This window comes from Bacillus sp. iso_77 (assembly GCF_056173625.1).
Genome location: NZ_CM149683.1, coordinates 618,230 through 636,196 on the forward strand (window position 1 = coordinate 618,230; position 17,967 = coordinate 636,196).

At 40.4% G+C, this 17,967-nt stretch carries 14 protein-coding genes; 9 read left to right on the top strand and 5 right to left on the bottom strand.

Annotated features, from left to right (window positions below):
* The first annotated feature begins 151 nt into the window (after positions 1 to 151).
* Together AC0VYC_RS03095 and AC0VYC_RS03100 are read left to right on the top strand one after the other, a co-directional pair.
* Positions 152 to 520, top strand: coding sequence for an RlpA-like double-psi beta-barrel domain-containing protein (locus tag AC0VYC_RS03095; RefSeq protein ID WP_003213878.1), 369 nt, complete (start codon positions 152 to 154; stop codon positions 518 to 520).
* 73 nt (positions 521 to 593) lie between these two features.
* On the top strand, positions 594 to 1,643 hold the full coding sequence (locus tag AC0VYC_RS03100; RefSeq protein ID WP_081114875.1) for a hypothetical protein: 1,050 nt from the start codon (positions 594 to 596) through the stop codon (positions 1,641 to 1,643).
* 218 nt (positions 1,644 to 1,861) lie between these two features.
* Here the strand turns inward: AC0VYC_RS03100 and AC0VYC_RS03105 are convergent, their stop codons facing one another.
* The 3 genes from AC0VYC_RS03105 to gabP all read right to left on the bottom strand — a co-directional run bounded on the left by AC0VYC_RS03105 (position 1,862) and on the right by gabP (position 5,518).
* Positions 1,862 to 2,236 (bottom strand): carboxymuconolactone decarboxylase family protein, encoded by a 375-nt coding sequence (locus AC0VYC_RS03105; RefSeq protein WP_212361029.1) that lies wholly within the window; start codon positions 2,234 to 2,236, stop codon positions 1,862 to 1,864.
* A 266-nt stretch (positions 2,237 to 2,502) separates the two neighbouring features.
* A complete protein-coding gene (locus AC0VYC_RS03110; protein ID WP_335364682.1) occupies positions 2,503 to 4,032 on the bottom strand; it encodes a multicopper oxidase family protein in 1,530 nt (509 codons plus the stop codon).
* A 97-nt stretch (positions 4,033 to 4,129) separates the two neighbouring features.
* The gene (gene gabP / locus AC0VYC_RS03115; protein ID WP_024719380.1) at positions 4,130 to 5,518 is read right to left on the bottom strand and encodes a GABA permease; all 1,389 of its coding nucleotides are present in this window, start codon (positions 5,516 to 5,518) and stop codon (positions 4,130 to 4,132) included.
* 482 nt (positions 5,519 to 6,000) lie between these two features.
* On the opposite strand from gabP, the gene AC0VYC_RS03120 reads away from it, so the two are divergent.
* From AC0VYC_RS03120 to AC0VYC_RS03150, 7 genes are all read left to right on the top strand, one after another.
* Positions 6,001 to 6,900, top strand: coding sequence for a cation diffusion facilitator family transporter (locus AC0VYC_RS03120; protein ID WP_008344349.1), 900 nt, complete (start codon positions 6,001 to 6,003; stop codon positions 6,898 to 6,900).
* Between the two features lie 102 nt (positions 6,901 to 7,002).
* Positions 7,003 to 7,965 (top strand): AAA family ATPase, encoded by a 963-nt coding sequence (locus AC0VYC_RS03125; protein ID WP_475389401.1) that lies wholly within the window; start codon positions 7,003 to 7,005, stop codon positions 7,963 to 7,965.
* Entirely contained in the window at positions 7,962 to 9,152 is a 1,191-nt protein-coding gene (locus AC0VYC_RS03130) for a DUF58 domain-containing protein (RefSeq protein WP_475389403.1), read from the top strand. The genes AC0VYC_RS03125 and AC0VYC_RS03130 overlap by 4 nt, the downstream gene beginning before the upstream one ends.
* A 9-nt stretch (positions 9,153 to 9,161) precedes the next feature.
* Entirely contained in the window at positions 9,162 to 11,369 is a 2,208-nt protein-coding gene (locus tag AC0VYC_RS03135) for a transglutaminase TgpA family protein (protein WP_475389405.1), read from the top strand.
* A gap of 185 nt (positions 11,370 to 11,554) precedes the next feature.
* The gene (guaA, locus tag AC0VYC_RS03140) at positions 11,555 to 13,096 is read left to right on the top strand and encodes a glutamine-hydrolyzing GMP synthase (RefSeq protein ID WP_017366723.1); all 1,542 of its coding nucleotides are present in this window, start codon (positions 11,555 to 11,557) and stop codon (positions 13,094 to 13,096) included.
* Between the two features lie 459 nt (positions 13,097 to 13,555).
* A complete protein-coding gene (locus AC0VYC_RS03145; RefSeq protein ID WP_335350162.1) occupies positions 13,556 to 15,271 on the top strand; it encodes an ATP-binding protein in 1,716 nt (571 codons plus the stop codon).
* Positions 15,272 to 15,546: 275 nt separating this feature from the next.
* On the top strand, positions 15,547 to 16,044 hold the full coding sequence (locus AC0VYC_RS03150; protein ID WP_335350163.1) for a hypothetical protein: 498 nt from the start codon (positions 15,547 to 15,549) through the stop codon (positions 16,042 to 16,044).
* Between the two features lie 852 nt (positions 16,045 to 16,896).
* Here AC0VYC_RS03150 and AC0VYC_RS03155 read toward each other — a convergent pair.
* The gene (locus tag AC0VYC_RS03155; RefSeq protein ID WP_335350165.1) at positions 16,897 to 17,175 is read right to left on the bottom strand and encodes a hypothetical protein; all 279 of its coding nucleotides are present in this window, start codon (positions 17,173 to 17,175) and stop codon (positions 16,897 to 16,899) included.
* Between the two features lie 22 nt (positions 17,176 to 17,197).
* A complete protein-coding gene (locus AC0VYC_RS03160) occupies positions 17,198 to 17,923 on the bottom strand; it encodes a lysostaphin resistance A-like protein (RefSeq protein ID WP_475389408.1) in 726 nt (241 codons plus the stop codon).
* Positions 17,924 to 17,967 lie beyond the last annotated feature (44 nt).

Sequence of the window (17,967 nt, forward strand, 5' to 3'; positions counted from 1 at the left end):
CTGACAATGTTCTGGCTGTTTTTGGTGAAATTTATGAACAAAATCGGTCATTAAGTGGTCAACTTGTATTCGAATTGTAATGTGACTGTAAAATAACTGGGTGCATCTTCATGTATAATAGGGTCAGAAACCAAATACGGAGGATTTTTTAATGAATAAAAAGCTTATCGCGACAATCGTAACAGTAGCTAGTTTATTTTTAGCGTTTAGTTTCTCACATGGAGCAAGTGCAAAAAAAGTAAGCGGCAATATTACATGGTATAATGGTGTCGGTAAAAAAGGCGCAGATGGAAAAAAACTCGGTCATTGGGATGCAGCAACGAAAATGGGATTTGACGTACCGAAAAAAGGTACAAAACTAAGAGTGACAACAAAAGCGAAACCACATAAAGTGATTACAGTATATAAATATGATGTAGGTAGAATGCCAAACGCAGTATTAGACGTAAGTCCGAAAGCATTCAAAGCACTTGGATATAAAACAAGTAAAGGTGTCGTCAAAGGGCATTACACTTATTAATACATAGGCATGCAAAGAAGCGGGAAAAGTTCATTTTCTGGCTTCTTTTCTTGTGGAGAGGGTCTGAAAGTCAATGAAAAAATCAACATGGTGGATCATCACAGTAATTGGAGTCGTAGTGATTGCGGCCGTCATCTTCTTCATGATGAAGCCGGGGCAAGAGGCAAAACATGCAGGAAAAGTGAAAACAAATCAAGATGCAAAAGACGAATTGCTTGTTTCATTTACGGATCAAAAGTTAAACAATACTTATTACTTGCATGACAAGGCGCTTCATACAGAGAAACTGACAGCATATCCTTCAATTGCTTATGATCAGGCGAAGCAGCTTTTATATTACACGTATACAGATGAAGACACACAAAAAGTAAGTATACGGGAATTGAATGTGAAAACGGATAAAGAAAAAACGCTCTTTACGAGTGACGATTCAATCGACAGTATGAGACTTTCTGGTGACGGAAAACAGTTATATCTAAGGTATAACAAGGATTCAGGTGAGCAATTTTATGTAGCGTCTTTTGATTTGAAAACACAGAAAGTGAAAGTGTTATATCCAGAAAAAAGTGATGATGATACGGTGAGTTCTTTTGCTTATGATCCAGCATCAAATCTGTTGGCCATTCAGCATTATTCGTTAAAAGAGGATTATAAAAAGACGGATGAGGCAAATGAAAAAGGAATGGATCCTGAACCAACGACCATGAATATTACCCTTCAAACAGGTGAGAAGGGAAAGCGAATTGCACGTATTTCTCAAACCATCAATGATATTTCTTTTTCACCAGATCATAAAAAACTCATTTATACAGAAGTGAAGGTTCGAAATGAAAAAGAAGTATCATCTATTAAGGTGATGGATGTAGATACAGGAAAAACAAAGACACTCGTTAAAAACAGCCAAGATGTGCGTATTTTAAGTGCTGCCCAGCCGCAATTTTCTGCGGATGGTACATCTGTTTATTTCTTAGGTGTTGCAAAGAACGCAAAGGAATTAAAGGATGACACAGGACGAAAGGCGAAGGTCAGAACCATTTTTGAATATGATATTAAGAAGAAAACAGTAGAAACCGCTTGGGAGAAAGAAGGCGGGATTGTTAACAATTTCACTGTCAATCGGTAAAAGGTGCGCGTTCAGTTATTTTATATAACTGGACGTTTTTTTATTTTGTCATGGGATGTGTCGGTGAAAAATGCGGATTTGTGAAATGAACATCACTTTTTAAGCAAGGAAATGAGTGGTATTTTGATATTTTGCTACTGTGACAGAATCAGCGTAAGAGAGTAAAGTAAGTGGAAATAAAAAAACGAGAGGACAGAAGACTTCTCGTTTTCTCTTATTTATTTATTGTTTTCATCTAGTAAGTTTTGAAAAATAAACAAGGCATTAATGGAATGAGGGAATCCTGCAACCTTTGTACAGTGCTTAATGATCTCCATAATCTCTATAACAGAGAGCCCGATATGTAATGCTTGTACAAAATGAGCTTTTAACTCTTCATCACAATCACCTTTTGCAATGAGAGCCGATAATGTGCTGATGGTCTTCTGTTTTTCATCTAATATGAAGTGATTGAATTCTTTTTGTTCACCGAGTTCAATTGTTAGTTGTTCAATGTTTGATCGAATGCTCTCGTTTTCATGAATTGAAAGCTTCTCCCTGTTACCTGCCACTGTTTCTTGCTTGACATGGCAAGTCTCTTTTTCTTCATTCAAATTGAACTCCTCCGTTTTTTATGACGATTTTCTATTTGTTCGTGCTTGGTTTCTTAAGTGCCTTTTGATAGAGGTAATGGGTATATAGTAGTATTATCGGTTTACTTCGTCAACTTTTTAAGTGTGGAATGTTCAAAAAAATGCCATTCATGCGATACATTGTTCGTTTTTCTCATGGAGATTGAAAAGAAAATAGAGGGCTAATATATAGAAGATGTTAGCCCTTTTTATATTACGCAATTAAGAGAGAGGAGGTTTCATATTTACTAAATGATATCCATCGGCCGCATCATGTCATAATCCTCGTGTTCTAAAATGTGACAATGCCACACATATCGTCCGCTATATGGGACAAACCGAGCGATGATGCGAATGACTTCACCGGCATGCGCCTGAATTGTATCCTTGTATCCTTGTTCATGCAAAGGAGGCGCTTCATTTGGTCCTGTATACACGATTTCACCTGTTGATTGATAGATGTCTGTATCGAATGGTCTTCTATCAATCACCCGAAATTGAACAAGATGTAAATGAATAGGGTGTGTGCCCCTTGTTGGGTTGACAATGTTCCATACCTCTACATTGCCAAGTCGAGGATTTTCCGTGACAGGATCATTCCAAAACCGGTTATCTAGTAATAAAATCGGGCGCCCATATTTATCTTGTGTGCCAGTAAGCGTTAGCGTCCGCTCGTTATCAGCTCGGCTCGGCCGGAGCGGTGGCAGTGGTTTGAAGATCGGACGTAATGTTTTAGCTGCTCTTCCTTTGAGCGGACGAGTGACTTTAAATTGCATAATGTTCGCATCTGTTTCTGGATTGACATCCTGACCGCAGCCTGCCGTATTTTTTAAAACAATCGTTTTGTTTTCGTAAGCTGAGAAGTCGATGATGACATCAAAACGTTCAGCAGGTGCAATGCTAAAAGATTGGTGATGAACAGGTCTTGGCAAAAAGCCGCCATCAGATCCAATTTGTAAGATCGTGGCGTCGTTATCTAGATGAAGCTCATAAGTTCTTGTATTGGACGCGTTTAAGATACGAAAACGATATTTTCGCGGCTCTACTTCTAAATATGGCCATACTTTTCCATTGACTAAAATCGTTTCCCCGCAAAAAAATGGCACGATAGAGGGATCTGGAAGGTCACTATCTTCTGGTGTGTTATTTGGTCTACTTGGATAAAACAGTGCGCCATCCTCCTGGAATGTCCGGTCCATGATCATTAAAGGGATATCATATTCATCTTTCGGTAATTCGAGTGATTTTTCAAACGCATCTGAGATCAAATAAAAGCCAGCTAATCCGGCGTATACATTTAATCGTGTCAATGCCATGGCATGATCGTGATACCACAATGTGCATGCTTGCTGGTGATTAGGGTATTCGTAAATCTCTCGTTCAAAGAAGGGGCCGGTTGCTTCAAAGTCTCGCGAAAACCAAGCCTCCGGATAACCGTCACTGCTTGCAGGTGTCACGCCCCCATGCAGGTGAACGACTGTTTTGACTTCGGGTTCATCATGATGTCCAGCGTGAATGGTATGATCGACAGGCAGGAAGTGTTTCAGCGGCAATTTGTTCATCCATTTCACTTTGACCTTTTCATTTCGATTCGCTTTAATGGTTGGACCCGGCAAACTGCCATTATAGGTCCATAGCTTGGTTGGGGGCAGATCTCTATGAACTTTTAGGAACACCTCCTCCATAGCGATTTCATAATACGTTTGTCTTGGGTTTTTTTTGACGGGCTCTGCGACTTCTGGAATTGGCAGCTCGTCAACAAACTTTTCTAGGTTCATGTTGACTAATCCTCACTTAAAATCAATTTGATACATTATAAGTGCGGACATCCAAATAGGTGAATAAAATAAAAAAACCCGCTTTTCAGCGGGAGAATTAAGGGTGTTTATTTTCAAGCGCTGCACTTGCAGGCACTTTTTTATTCGGTTTAAAGATGAAGTAGGCGGCTAGTACACCGATGGTAATGATGCTTGTCAGTATGAGCTGAGGTCTCATCGATTCGATAAACAGCATAGAGGCCAAGATGGCGCAGATGACCAAAATGGTAAAGTACGTAAGGTATGGGAACAGCCACATTTTGATTTTGAGTTGTTCTGGATTTTCTTTTTCAATTTTACGACGCATTCTTAATTGTGAAACGGCAATGACCAAGTAGACAAGAAGTGCAATGGCACCAGAGGCATTGACTAGAAATAGAAAGATGGTTTCAGGGTAAAAGTAGTTCATCATGACGGCAATATAGGAAAAGAAGGTACCTGCGACTGTCGCTGCTACAGGGACACCGCGTTTGCTGATTTTCATAAAACGTTTTGGTGCTTCGCCTCTTTCTGCTAATGAATAAAGCATTCTGGACGTTGTGTATAGGCCGGAGTTTAAACAAGAAAGAACGGCTGTTAAAACAATGACGTTCATGACTTGAGCGGCTGATGGGACACCGATGTATTCTAATACTGCAACGAACGGGCTTGTTAAAATATTCGCTGAATTCCATGGGAGTAAAGTGACAACGACGGCGATCGACCCGACGTAGAACACAATAATACGCCATACAACTGAACGGGTAGCTGTTGTCACAGATTTGACAGGGTCTGCTGATTCACCTGCGGCAATTGCCACAATCTCGGTTCCCATGAAGGAAAAGATGACAACGACAATCCCGAGGAGCACAGAGCCGAACCCGTTTGGAAGGAAACCGCCATTCCCCGTTAAATTGGCAAGACCTGCAGTATGATGACCGCCAAAACCAAAGATAAATGCAAAACCAATGAGTAGGAAGAGAATAATGCTGACGACTTTAATCAATGAAAACCAATACTCAAATTCGCCAAAAGATTTAACAGAAAAGATATTTGTCAAAGTTAAGAGGATTGTGAGGATAAGACTTGTGAGCCAAACAGGTGCATCTCCATACCAATATTGAATAATGGCAGCACCGGCAATGGCTTCGATGGCGATGACGATGACCCAGAAGAACCAGTAAAGCCAGCCGATTGTAAACCCGGCCCACGGGCCGATGGCGTCGCTCGCATATTGTGAGAAAGAGCCGCTTGTCGGATAGGCACATGCCATTTCTCCAAGCATTCTCATAATAAAGATGACCAGAAGTCCGGCAAATGAATAGGAAAGAATCGATCCAGGCCCTGCAGAATGAATGACAGCACCACTACCAACAAATAGTCCTGCCCCAATGACCCCGGCAATGGAGATCATTGAAATATGTCTTGTCTTAAGGTTTTTTTGAAGACCGTTTGTCATGTTGGACATTTCTTTACCTCCAAACATTTCTCTTTTATTCGAGAGTTTGTTTTTAGAATATTTTAAATTTTATCATACTGAATTGTCATTCAGCATTGGACAGGTTATCAAACTGACATTTCAAACCTCTTAACATGATGTTAAAAAGTATAAAGGATTTGAGAGATTATGTTCCCTCATTTTCCTCTGCCCATTCTTAAAAATAGCATAAGAAGGAAGAAAGAAAAGTTGTGTTTTGAAATAAAACTATTCTGACAATTATATAGTAGAGTCATTTTGTTCTTTTTCATTTTTCGGGGTGGTTTTGAAAAACATTGATGGGAGTAGGTCTTGAGGTCAATTGACCTTATAAAAATAAGTTTGCTTAGGTCAACACATTTCTATGTATCCTATTTTGCTGATTCAAGCGAATCATGTTGCTGTAGACCCACACGGGCTTGGCTTTGTAAGATAAATATAGAAAAGTAATGTGTGAGGAGGCGCTGTTCGGTATGGAGCGCTACAACGAATTAAGACAAGGTGAAACAGGTGCTTGGGTCAGCATTATAGCCTATGTGATCTTATCTGCTGTCAAACTGATCATTGGGTATGTGTTTCATTCAGAAGCCCTTTCCGCAGATGGCTTGAATAATACGACAGATATCATTGCTTCGCTTGCCGTATTAATTGGGCTGCGTATTTCTCAGAAGCCACCTGATGAGGATCATCCATACGGTCATTTTAGAGCTGAAAATATTGCGTCACTTGTGGCTTCCTTTATTATGATGCTTGTCGGGCTTCAGGTTTTGCTGAGTGCAGGCCAGTCGCTTTTCTCATCAGAGCATCAAACGCCTGATATGATTGCAGCTTGGACGGCAGCAGGAAGTGCTGTTGTGATGTATGGCGTGTATATGTATAACCGTAAACTGTCTAAACGAATTAATAGCCAGGCGCTATATGCGGCAGCGGCTGATAATAAATCAGATGCTTATGTGAGTATCGGGACGTTTGTCGGAATTATCGCCTCTCAATTTCAGCTGGCGTGGGTTGATACGCTTGCTGCGTTTGTGATTGGCTTAATTATCTGTAAAACGGCGTGGGAGATTTTCAGAGATGCGTCTCATTCATTAACGGACGGTTTTCATATAAAAGATATGTCTAAATATAAAGAGACGATTGAAGCGACACCAGGAGTGGGCGATTTGAAAGACATTAAAGCTCGTTATCTTGGAAGTACCGTCCATGTGGATGTGGTCGTTGAAGTAGAACCGCATTTAAACATCGCAGAAAGCCATGATATTGCAGATGAAATTGAACGCAGAATGAAGCAGGAGCATGATATTCTACACTCTCATGTTCATATGGAACCAGCAAGTGAGCCTAAAGAGGAGCAGAAGTCTTTTCCGTCGTGAGAAGGCTTCTTTTTTCTACGTGTTGATGTTACATGCAAATGCGTGTTGTATGGTAAAGTTAGACTATATGAAAATTGACGGAAACGTGATAGGAGGATCAGGATGGCATTTGATGAACCGATGCATTCAGATTTACAAAAAATCGTAGATAACATCAATAAAGTGATGGTGGGGAAAAAAGATATTGCGATATTAAGCCTTGTTGCGATTTTGGCGAAGGGGCATGTGCTATTAGAGGATGTGCCTGGCGTTGGGAAGACCATGATGGTTCGTGCTCTGGCAAAATCCATTGGGTGTGAGTTTAAGCGAATCCAATTTACGCCTGACCTTTTGCCTTCAGATGTAACAGGTGTGTCGATTTATAATAAAAAGACAAACGAGTTTGAATTTAGACAAGGACCGATTATGGGGCAGATTATTTTGGCTGATGAAATCAACCGAACCTCTCCTAAAACACAATCAGCCCTTCTTGAAGCGATGGAAGAAGGCAGTGTCACAGTGGACGGAGAAACGATGCCGCTGGCAGATCCTTTCTTTGTGATGGCTACGCAAAATCCAGTGGAGTATGAGGGAACCTATCCACTTCCAGAAGCGCAAATGGACCGTTTCTTATTTAAGCTGCAGATGGGGTATCCAACCATGCTTGAGGAGCTTGAGGTGCTGAATTTGCAGGAGAAACAATCGCCAATTGACACGCTTCAGGCAGTCATGACAAAAGATCATATCCATGCTTTGCAGCAAGCGGTTCAGACCGTACATGTGGATGCATCGATTAAAGAATATATTGTCGAAATCGCCCAAGCGACGCGAAATCATTCGTCTGTCTATTTAGGCGTGAGCCCAAGGGGTTCAATTGCATTGATGAAAGCGGCTCAGGCGTATGCGCTTTTGAACAGGCGGGATTATGTGATTCCTGATGATGTACAGTATTTGGCGCCTTACACATTGCCGCATCGCATGATTTTGACATCAGAAGCAACATATGAAGGGAAGAAGGCGGAGACACTGTTGCGACAGATGATTGAGCATATTGGCGTACCAGTTCAAAAGTCGATGACTCAATGAAGTCACGTAATCGTTTAGCTTTTTCACTATGGTTACGGGTGATGATGCTCGTCATTCTCACGGCAGCAGCCTTTTGCTATGCCATGTTTCAGGGCGGTTTTGTGAGCTGGTTCCTTTTTTATGCATTTTCACCATATGCTTTGTATGCTTTGTTGTTTGCCCTTGTTCCACTTCGTGCAACAGCCAAAAGGACATTACAGCATACCCGGTTAAAGGCAGGGGATGTGCTGTCTGTTGACCTTGAAATCAAGCGGACGAATTTATTTCCGTACGTGTACGTCATACTTGAGGATGAACCGCCGGATACCTTTCATTTGCAGGAACAAATTGAAATGAAGCGAATGATCTTTCCTTGGTTTCGGAAAACGTGGCGATTTTCGTATCAATTCAATGACATTGTGCGGGGAGAGCATCAATTGACGGCGGTTAGAATCAAAACGGGTGATATGTTTGGGTTTGTTGAAAAAGAAGTGATTCTTCCACTAGAGAAAACATTGCTTGTGTATCCGAAAATGTTGGATATTCCTGTTGAATCTGCTACATCGGTGAATGAAAATGGAGGCAAAGCGTTGCACTCTTGGTTAAATGAACCGACAAATGTGACGACAGGTGTGCGTGAATACCAGCAAGGAGACCGTTTCGCTTGGGTGGACTGGAAGACAACAGCTAGAAGAGGTCAGCTTATGACGAAGGAGTTTGAACAGAATCAGACAAAGGATCTGGTGGTGTTTGCTGATTTTACAGATGAAGCCGCTTTTGAAACGATTGTGTCTATGGCCGCATCGGTTCTGCAAACGGCTGTGAAAAAAGGGGTGCCGGTAGGCCTTGTCCCGCTTGGGGATCAGCACTTATTTCGAGTGGGTCAAGGAGAGAGGCATTTACAGGACATGCTCTACTATTTAACAAAGGTGCAGTATCAGCCTTCTCGTGCACCTGATTATCAATCATTAACATCGAGTGAGCACCAGCAGACAGGAAAGTATGTGGTGACAGGTCATCTGCAAGAAGAGCTTGCTGCCATTTTACTTGGGAATCGAAACAGAAAGAACATCACTGTTCTTTTAGTGAAGAGAGCCGTTGATCGATTGACGGCAAAAGAAAAACAGCTTGTGGACCGGCTTAAAGCTTCTGGGATACACACGACCCTTTTATTTGAGGACCGGCTGCACGAAAGAACTGTGAGGTGACAAACATTTATGCTGCATATGCATCAGCGGCAAAGCCGTTTTGAGTTGTTCATCTATTATGCTGTCGCATTTCTGCTGCTTTGGGAGTGGCTTCGTCCGCTTCAAGATTTTACAGAGACGAGTCATACGTCTTATTTCATCATTTTTATAGGGCTTACGTGTTTGTTTACGTTCTTTCGATTGAAGTGGTATGTGACGTTTCCTATTTGTGCTGGATTGATCTTGCTCGCATTATATTTGATTTTTTATCAATCAGAGCCAAGTTATCTGCCTGCGCTGTTTGCTGATATTCAAGATAATATTTCTTTGATGAGCATGGGCATGTGGAGTGACATGTATCCGTCTTTCCGCACATTGTTGTTTTATATTTTGCTTTGGCTACTTGTTTATTTGCTTCATTATTGGGTTGTGTATCAGCAGCGTATCTTTTTCTTTTTACTGATGACGATTGTATATGTCACGATTCTTGATACGTTTACACCTTATGATGCGACTTTTGCGATCGTTCGAATTATGGTATTTGGCTTTTGTTTGCTTGGCCTGCTCTATTTCGACCGGCTTCGTTCGGCTGAAGGTGTGCGAGTGTCACAGAAAGCGCGTCTCAATTGGTTCTTACCCATGCTGGCACTTGTTCTTGTATCAGCATCACTCGGTGCGTCTTTGCCAAAATCTGATCCGAAATGGCCTGACCCTGTCCCGTTTTTTAAAGCGGTCACGAATCAAGATGGTTCTGCCGGGCAGAATAAGGTGGGATATAGTACGGATGATTCGTCGCTTGGGGGACCGTTTAGTGAGGACCGTACACCGGTATTTAAATGGAGCGGAAAAGAGCCGTCTTATTTTCGTGTAGAAACAAAAAGTATTTACACGGGGAAAGGCTGGGAGGATGCTTCAAATGATACGAAACCTACTCGGTTAAAAGGGAATGAAGTGCCGAACCAGTGGTTTACCAATCGCGTGAAAACAGAGGAGCATGAAACGAGAGTCGATATGGAATCAAATTATCGATTTAATCATGCTGTTTATCCGATTGGTACGGTTATGCTGACGCCAATGGAAAACATTCCACTACAAATGATGGGCAAAACGGAGAAAATTGTCCCGTCTACTCAAAACCCGCCCAAAAATTTAGGGAACTATCGAGTCAGCTTCTTATCACCTACATTTATCCTAGAGGACTTACAGCGGATCAAAGTACCGACCAAGCAGCAAGTGAACCAGCAGGTCGGACGTGAATACTTGCAGCTCCCATCCTCGCTGCCAGAGCGTGTGAAAACATTGGCGAACAGCTTAACGGAAACGAAGGATAATATGTATGATAAAGCAAAAGCGATTGAGGATTATTTAGGATCTGCGAAGTTTTCATATGAAACCCAAAATGTCGCTGTGCCTGGGCGTGACGAAGACTATGTGGATCAGTTCTTATTTGATACGATGATTGGCTATTGTGATAACTTTTCAACCTCGATGATTGTCATGCTTCGCTCGATTGGAATTCCGGCGAGATGGGTGAAAGGGTACACGTCAGGTCAATTATATGAAACACAGATGGATGGAAACAATGTGTATGAAGTGACCAATAACAATGCCCATTCATGGGTAGAGGTGTATTTTCCAAACCGTGGCTGGGTGACTTTTGAACCGACAAAAGGGTTCACGAACCCAGAGACATTTACGAATGAAACCACGGCTAACAACGACCAAACAGATGATCAACAGGATGAAAAAGATCAGCCCGCATCTGATCAACAAGAAAACGAGCAGACACAACAGCCGCAGCAACAAGAACCAGAACAGGCGGCAAAACAAGAGGAACAAGCAGCTAAAGCAAAGCCAAGTATGGTTCATGTTGGTTCAATCTTGGGCTACGCAGCAGGTGTGATTGTCTTTCTTGGTTTCATAGGCTGGATGCTTTACCGGTTCAGAGCAAGATGGCTGCCAATCTTTGTTGTGAGAAAGGTAAAACGTCTGCCAGATGAGGAAGCTTTTTTCTACGCATATGCTGCTTTATTAAAACAGCTAAAGCGCAGAGGGATCGAGAAAAAACCAGGCATGACGCTAAGAGAATTTGCTTCTTTGATCGATGACAAGGAAGGGAATCATCACATGTCTGAACTAACGCAGTTCTATGAGCGGGCGCTCTATCGACAAGAAGATGCGTCGGCGCTTTGGCGGCAGTCGGTGAAGTTATGGGAAAATTTAATAAACAGGAGATAGTCTTGACCCCGTACCTTCCTGTTGTTAGAATAGGTGAATATTAAAACCTTCTAAAATACATGAAATTGAAGCGTTCGGATGTGAGTCTGGGCGCTTCAAAAGCGTGATTTACACTGAGAGCAGGTTTTCTCCTCTCATTTTTTCTGTGCGTTTATAAAAACTATATTGGACATAGAGGTGACACCATGACAAATTTAGTAAATGAAATGATTTTGGTTCTCGATTTCGGTAGTCAGTACAATCAGCTGATCACTCGCCGTATTCGTGAATTTGGTGTGTACAGTGAGCTTCATCCGCACACTTTAACTGCTGAAGAAATTAAAGAAATGGCGCCGAAAGGAATCATCCTTTCTGGTGGACCAAACAGTGTATATGATGAAGGATCTTTCCGTTGTGACGAAAAGATTTTTGATCTAGGCATTCCAGTTCTAGGCATTTGCTACGGCATGCAGCTGATGACTCACTATTTAGGTGGGAAAGTAGAAGCGGCAAGCCAGCGTGAATATGGAAAAGCAGACATTCATATTAACGGAACACCTGCTTTATTCAAAGACCTTCCAACGGATCAAGTCGTTTGGATGAGCCATGGTGACCTTGTCGTTGAAGTACCAGAAGGCTTTACAGTTGATGCAACAAGTGCACATTGTCCAAACTCAGCGATGAGCTTAGCTGAGAAGAATTTCTATGGCGTTCAGTTCCACCCAGAGGTACGTCACTCTGAGTACGGAAATGATCTATTGAAGAACTTTGTCTTCGGCGTATGTGAGTGCGATGGCAAATGGTCAATGGAGAACTTCATTGAAATCGAAATGCAGAAAATCCGTGAAACAGTAGGCGACAAACAAGTATTGTGCGCACTAAGCGGCGGTGTAGATTCATCTGTTGTGGCTGTATTGATCCACAAAGCCATCGGCGATCAGCTGACATGTATTTTCGTTGACCACGGTCTTCTTCGCAAAGGCGAAGCAGAAGGGGTTATGAAAACATTTAGCGAAGGTTTCAACATGAACGTGATTAAAGTAGATGCGAAAGATCGCTTCTTAAACAAGCTAAAAGGTGTGTCTGATCCTGAGCAAAAACGTAAAATCATCGGTAACGAATTCATTTATGTATTCGATGACGAATCGGACAAGCTTAAAGGAATCGACTACTTAGCACAAGGAACTCTTTACACAGACATCATTGAGAGCGGAACAGCAACGGCACAAACAATCAAATCTCACCACAATGTAGGCGGTCTTCCAGAAGACATGCAGTTCGAATTGATTGAGCCACTTAATACGCTATTCAAGGATGAAGTTCGTGCTCTAGGGTCAGAGCTAGGTATTCCAGACGACATCGTATGGAGACAACCATTCCCAGGTCCAGGTCTAGGAATCCGTGTACTAGGTGAAATTTCTGAAGAAAAACTAGAAATCGTCCGTGAATCGGATGCGATTCTACGCGAAGAAATTGCTAACTTCGGCCTTGAGCGCGACATCTGGCAATACTTCACAGTCCTCCCGGACATCCGCAGCGTAGGTGTCATGGGTGACGCAAGAACATACGATTACACAATCGGTATCCGTGCTGTTACATCTATTGACGGTATGACGAGTGACTGGGCAAGAATCCCTTGGGATGTACTTGAAAAGATCTCGACTCGTATCGTGAATGAAGTGAAGCATGTGAACCGCGTGGTGTATGATATTACGAGTAAGCCGCCTGCTACGATTGAGTGGGAATAGATATAAAATAGAAATGAAGTTTTTACGCTGATTTAATGGGGATTTATGAGTTATAGGAAGGTTAATTTTTGTTGAACTTAATTGGTTACCCGCCAAACTCCCCGCCAAAAAATTGGAAGAGCGTGAAACCAAATACCCCTATCAAATTCTGATAGGGGTATTTTTTTAGAGTTAGCGTGCTCGAGTTTGATTTCGGATGACAAATTCTCAGAAAAAATATTGATTCGTACCATATCGTTAAGGTATTAAGACGTTGAGGTTAATGGTTTTATTACTCTAACTCTTAATTTAATAAAAAATTTCTCTACTAGGAAATTTTTTTCAAACACACCCCCCATATAGGGTGAAGGTAAGTAAGAAATAAGAAAGCACATATAATGGCTCTTTTGTTATTTTACTTCCTTTAATAAACATTTGAATTGGACCAGAGGCCAATTCGAAAATAGGAGGATTATTAATATGGAAAACAAATTATCAAATGTTTCAAAGTCTGATATCTTTCAAGTGGATAAGGCTCTTGAGAGCTGGCGTGATTCGGGTTTTGATTTATCTACGGCAGTAGGCGAGGTAGTTGATAATTCAATTGAAGCTGGTTCAAAGATTGTTAAAGTGATTCCTTATCAGAATAAGGCTGATAAAAGTATTAATACAATTGTGTTCGCTGATAATGGATTTGGGATTCAACCGGATATATTAGCGCAAACTTTAAAAATAGGTTTTTCGACTAGATATAATCAACGCAAGGGACTTGGTCGTTTTGGTGTGGGTATGAAAGTTGCTGCATTAAGCCAAGGAAGAAGGGTAGATATTTATACAAAGCCTTTAGGGGTAGACCGATATTATCATGCTTTTCTAGATCTTGACCTCATAGCAACAGAGAAACAAACTCACATTATTGCACAAGAAATTGATGGGTTTCCAAAGGAATATGTAATGCATATGGCGTGGGATGACGGGGCTCCTTTTGATTCAGGAACATTGATTGTTTGGTCTAAAATTGATCGTTTAACTAATGAAGGGAAATATGGAAATTCTGTAAGTGAATATATACAAGAATTAACAAAGTTCCTTGCGAGAGCTTATCGGAAGTTTATTGATCAAGGCTTAGTAATTCAATTAAACGATAAGTTTCTTGATCTATATGACCCATTAATGTTACTAGACAGCCCAAGGATTTCTAAACTCGTCGGTGAAAATAATTTGCCTGCTGATGTTATTGATCGATCAGTTATTGAAATCGATGGTGAAGAAGTAGAGATAACGGTTACTTTACTGCCAGAGGTTCTTAGGAAAGTCCAAGGAGAAGGTGGCTACAGGGGTTCTGCGTCAAGGTTTAAAGAGCTGTATCTAAAGGACCGTGATGGGAAAATTAGTATCCTAAGAAATGGAAGAGAGATCTATTTTGATCCAATTCAAGGTATGTTTCCATCTAGGATTGAAAATATTGACAGATTTATTGGAGTGGAAATTAGTTTTCCTGCAACCCTTGACGAATATTTTCAAGTTCGGAATGTTAAAAGGGGAGCAGTTCCTGTTGGTAAGTTGAGGGCAGAAATTCGTAAGGTTCTAGATAAACCAGTTAGGGCTGCTCGTAAAGAGATACAAGCTGTATTTTCGAAAACAAGTACGGAAAAAAGAAAAAATGATATAGAACATACTCCAGCAACAAAAGCGGTAAAAGAAGCTGAAAAAACTGCTATACCTGGAAGAGCTCGTTTAAATACGCCAAAAGAAGAAGTAAAAGAAGTTATTAACGATATACTTGAAGATGCCGGGATAGACTCTGATACAAACAAAGAATTAGCTGACAAAATGACTGCGCAAATTGATGAGCAACCCATTACTTTAGTAGACTCTTCATGGCCTGGAAAAGAGTTGCTTGATATAACACATTTTAATGGTAAAGCAGTAATAAAACTAAATCATCGACATCCATTTATTAAACAAATTTATAATCCTATAAAAGAAGCGACTAGCCAAGAACCTTCTACGATTAATCCTGATGAATTGATTGAGCTTGCAAGGAAGGTTGAAGCTGCAATCGATGTTTTATTTATGGCTTATGCTAAAGCTGAGAATATGCACGCAAATCCAGATGATGTGTATAGTGATTTAAGAACACAATGGGGCTTCTTTTCAGGGGCTTATGTTCGCGAATTGTTAAAATCGTTTTAATAAAACAAAAATGACTACAGGATAACTTTCCTGTAGTTTTTTTAATGGAAATTTTTCTTTTACTTACATCCCATATAAAGTGAAAGCAGGAACGGAAAGTTACTGAACTCTTAAACTCTAGAAAAAATTGCAATTTAGGAAAAAAACATGTAAAATGGAGTTATCTGTAATCGATCCCGAGGACGGCTACAGCAAAAGTATGTAACTAGGTTCTAACTTTCCAAAAAGATTCAGTGACCGACTATATTAGCGGACACTAGAAATGGGGTAAAAAAATGAATGAAAACTATCTACAAATGAGTAATGATGTTGTTGATGCATTAATTCTGTTGGACAACATGAGAGCAAAATCTCTTAAATCCTCAAGTGGTTACTACCAAGTTGAGCGAATTGAGCAGGCAATGGACTATCTTTTGAATACGCCTTTAAAACAGGGTAATCCAAAAACCATTGTACGAGATGTGTTAGGGAGTGCTGGCTCTAAAATTCGCAATAGAATTAATGTAATTAAAGAAGCAAGTGAGATGGCGGGCATTTCATCACTTGTAATCAATCAAACTATTAATGACCATGAAAATTTCAAATTGGAAGTAACTGATGAAATTAGCCGTACAGCTCTGAATGAGCAGGCAAAGGTTGTTTTAATTGAACTTGCTTCAGGTAAGGATGCTGTAGATTTAGCAGAATACTACAATATCAGTGTTGAGGCAATGCGAACGAGAGTTAGTAAAGCAAGGAAGGCATATAAAAAAGAATTGGGTCTTGTCATATGAAGCCAAGGTTATATAAGTTTACTCCATGGCTCATTCGTCTCCTAATTCCGAAAGGATTCAAAGGAACCTATATTCTTTACGCAAAGGTTAAAAATGTAGTAGAACCAATCTACGTTGGCAGATCTGATACGGATTTGCAACGCAGGTTATTGAACCACCCTTACTCACAAATAGCTCACTACTTTGAATATTTCACCTTCGATTCAGCTGAAAAGGCTTATTTGTCAGAAACGGCTTTATACCATTGTTTTGAAGGTGCTATTGCAAATGAGATTCACCCTGCTATGCCAGCAAACACTCATTTAAAGTGCCCTTTTTGCAATAAGACTTATAATGACACACTTAGCAATAGAATTAATTTAATCTCCTAAATAAGTACTAGTTAACTTGCTTAATAGAGCCAAACGAATTTCATAAGCGTTGGCTCTATTTTTAATTAAGTAGGAACTCACTTAATTCTTGTTCATTTTGAGGTTTTAATTGATTGTAATTTCCTATGCTATCAAAATGACCTTCCCAAAATTCAGTCACTGTCCATTTTTCATCATGGTTTACATAAGGCTGAAGGAAATATCGTTCAACGAACTGTTTCCAGCATCCTAATGGTTTGAAAAAATGAAAAAGTGAATACATCGTAACGTCCCAATAATCTTGAGAAAATTTATAACGGCCCGTATTCATCCAATGTGGTAATACGATGAAGTTCCCAATGCAGTGGGTGTCAGTAGCGAATTTTTCAAACTTATGTTTGATATGAGAATAATAAGTTAGTGTTTTAGAATGATTGAAAGTCGTTATAAAGGAATTCATTGTTTCTCCACGGATCAAGTTGTAACGGTCTAAATTAAGTTGTTATTTAGGCTCTGGCTTATAATCAGTACTCCAAAGTAATTGATAAATATTAAAAGGTTCTTTATCGCAGTCAGCTTTACGACCAGTTTTTTTAGTGACATTACAGATTCCGATTTCTTTCAGTGTACGGCTTTTATAATCTAATATTAACTCAATTGAAGATTTATCTTTCGGTATCGGCTCTTTGATATAACTTTGTTTAAAATCCCATTCCCAAGGCTTGATTTCAAGTTCTTCACACTTTTCAAACCAGCCTTCTATCCATGTGTTCCTATTCATTTCTTTCCTCCTGTTCTCCTTATCAATCGAACATTTTTTTCATCCTTAATCTTTTCCACAACACCACCGCAAGAACAAGCAAAATGACACATTGAATGGATAGTAAAAGCATTTGCATTCCGACAGGCGTATTTCCATTTGTCATCTGATCCACGATATTATGAACCGCGTGCCATACGATCACCCATTGCAAGCTGTTCGTGAGTGCAACGATTTCAGCTGCAACGAATCCAAATAAGAAGGCGAAAAGGATTTGTGCGACGGTTAATGTGATGCTTTTTCCGCTTAGCAGATTCGCAGCATGACCAAGTCCGAATAGTACGGCGGAGCCCCATATGGCAGTGCGCAAGTTGATTTGTTTTAAATATTGAAACAGAATGCCTCGAAAGATTCCTTCTTCAAAAAGACCGACACACACCATGAAGAAACAAAGTGCTAGAAAGGAAGAAACAGTTAAATCCTTGTTGAATCCAGCAATAAACGGAATGGCCTCGATGATAAGGATCGGAAATATCCACATACCAAGAGAGCCTTTTCGAAAACCTATTTCTTTCAAGTGAAAACGACTTTTTTGAATAATGAATAGAAGTAAAAGACACCCAGCTAGCATGGCGCAGCCATTGATGATATAGATGGTCATTGGATCGGTCACTTGTTTTATGGATATATAGACACCTGCACTTGTTGGAATAATTAAAGAAAACAGCAGTAGAAGTACAGCTTTTCGAATGATTGTCATTGGTTTCATTGTTGATTCCCCCTCTAATGTCAGAGTAGTGGAATCAAGCAGGA

Excerpts from the sequence above, each read along its gene's own strand:
- AC0VYC_RS03095 (WP_003213878.1), top strand. The coding sequence starts at position 152 with ATGAATAAAAAGCTTATCGCGACAATCGTAACAGTAGCTAGTTTATTT.
- AC0VYC_RS03100 (WP_081114875.1), top strand. The coding sequence starts at position 594 with ATGAAAAAATCAACATGGTGGATCATCACAGTAATTGGAGTCGTAGTG.
- AC0VYC_RS03110 (WP_335364682.1), bottom strand. The coding sequence starts at position 4,032 with ATGAACCTAGAAAAGTTTGTTGACGAGCTGCCAATTCCAGAAGTCGCA.
- gabP (WP_024719380.1), bottom strand. The coding sequence starts at position 5,518 with ATGTCCAACATGACAAACGGTCTTCAAAAAAACCTTAAGACAAGACAT.
- AC0VYC_RS03120 (WP_008344349.1), top strand. The coding sequence starts at position 6,001 with ATGGAGCGCTACAACGAATTAAGACAAGGTGAAACAGGTGCTTGGGTC.
- AC0VYC_RS03125 (WP_475389401.1), top strand. The coding sequence starts at position 7,003 with ATGGCATTTGATGAACCGATGCATTCAGATTTACAAAAAATCGTAGAT.
- AC0VYC_RS03130 (WP_475389403.1), top strand. The coding sequence starts at position 7,962 with ATGAAGTCACGTAATCGTTTAGCTTTTTCACTATGGTTACGGGTGATG.
- AC0VYC_RS03135 (WP_475389405.1), top strand. The coding sequence starts at position 9,162 with ATGCTGCATATGCATCAGCGGCAAAGCCGTTTTGAGTTGTTCATCTAT.
- guaA (WP_017366723.1), top strand. The coding sequence starts at position 11,555 with ATGACAAATTTAGTAAATGAAATGATTTTGGTTCTCGATTTCGGTAGT.
- AC0VYC_RS03145 (WP_335350162.1), top strand. The coding sequence starts at position 13,556 with ATGGAAAACAAATTATCAAATGTTTCAAAGTCTGATATCTTTCAAGTG.
- AC0VYC_RS03150 (WP_335350163.1), top strand. The coding sequence starts at position 15,547 with ATGAATGAAAACTATCTACAAATGAGTAATGATGTTGTTGATGCATTA.
- AC0VYC_RS03155 (WP_335350165.1), bottom strand. The coding sequence starts at position 17,175 with ATGAATAGGAACACATGGATAGAAGGCTGGTTTGAAAAGTGTGAAGAA.
- AC0VYC_RS03160 (WP_475389408.1), bottom strand. The coding sequence starts at position 17,923 with ATGAAACCAATGACAATCATTCGAAAAGCTGTACTTCTACTGCTGTTT.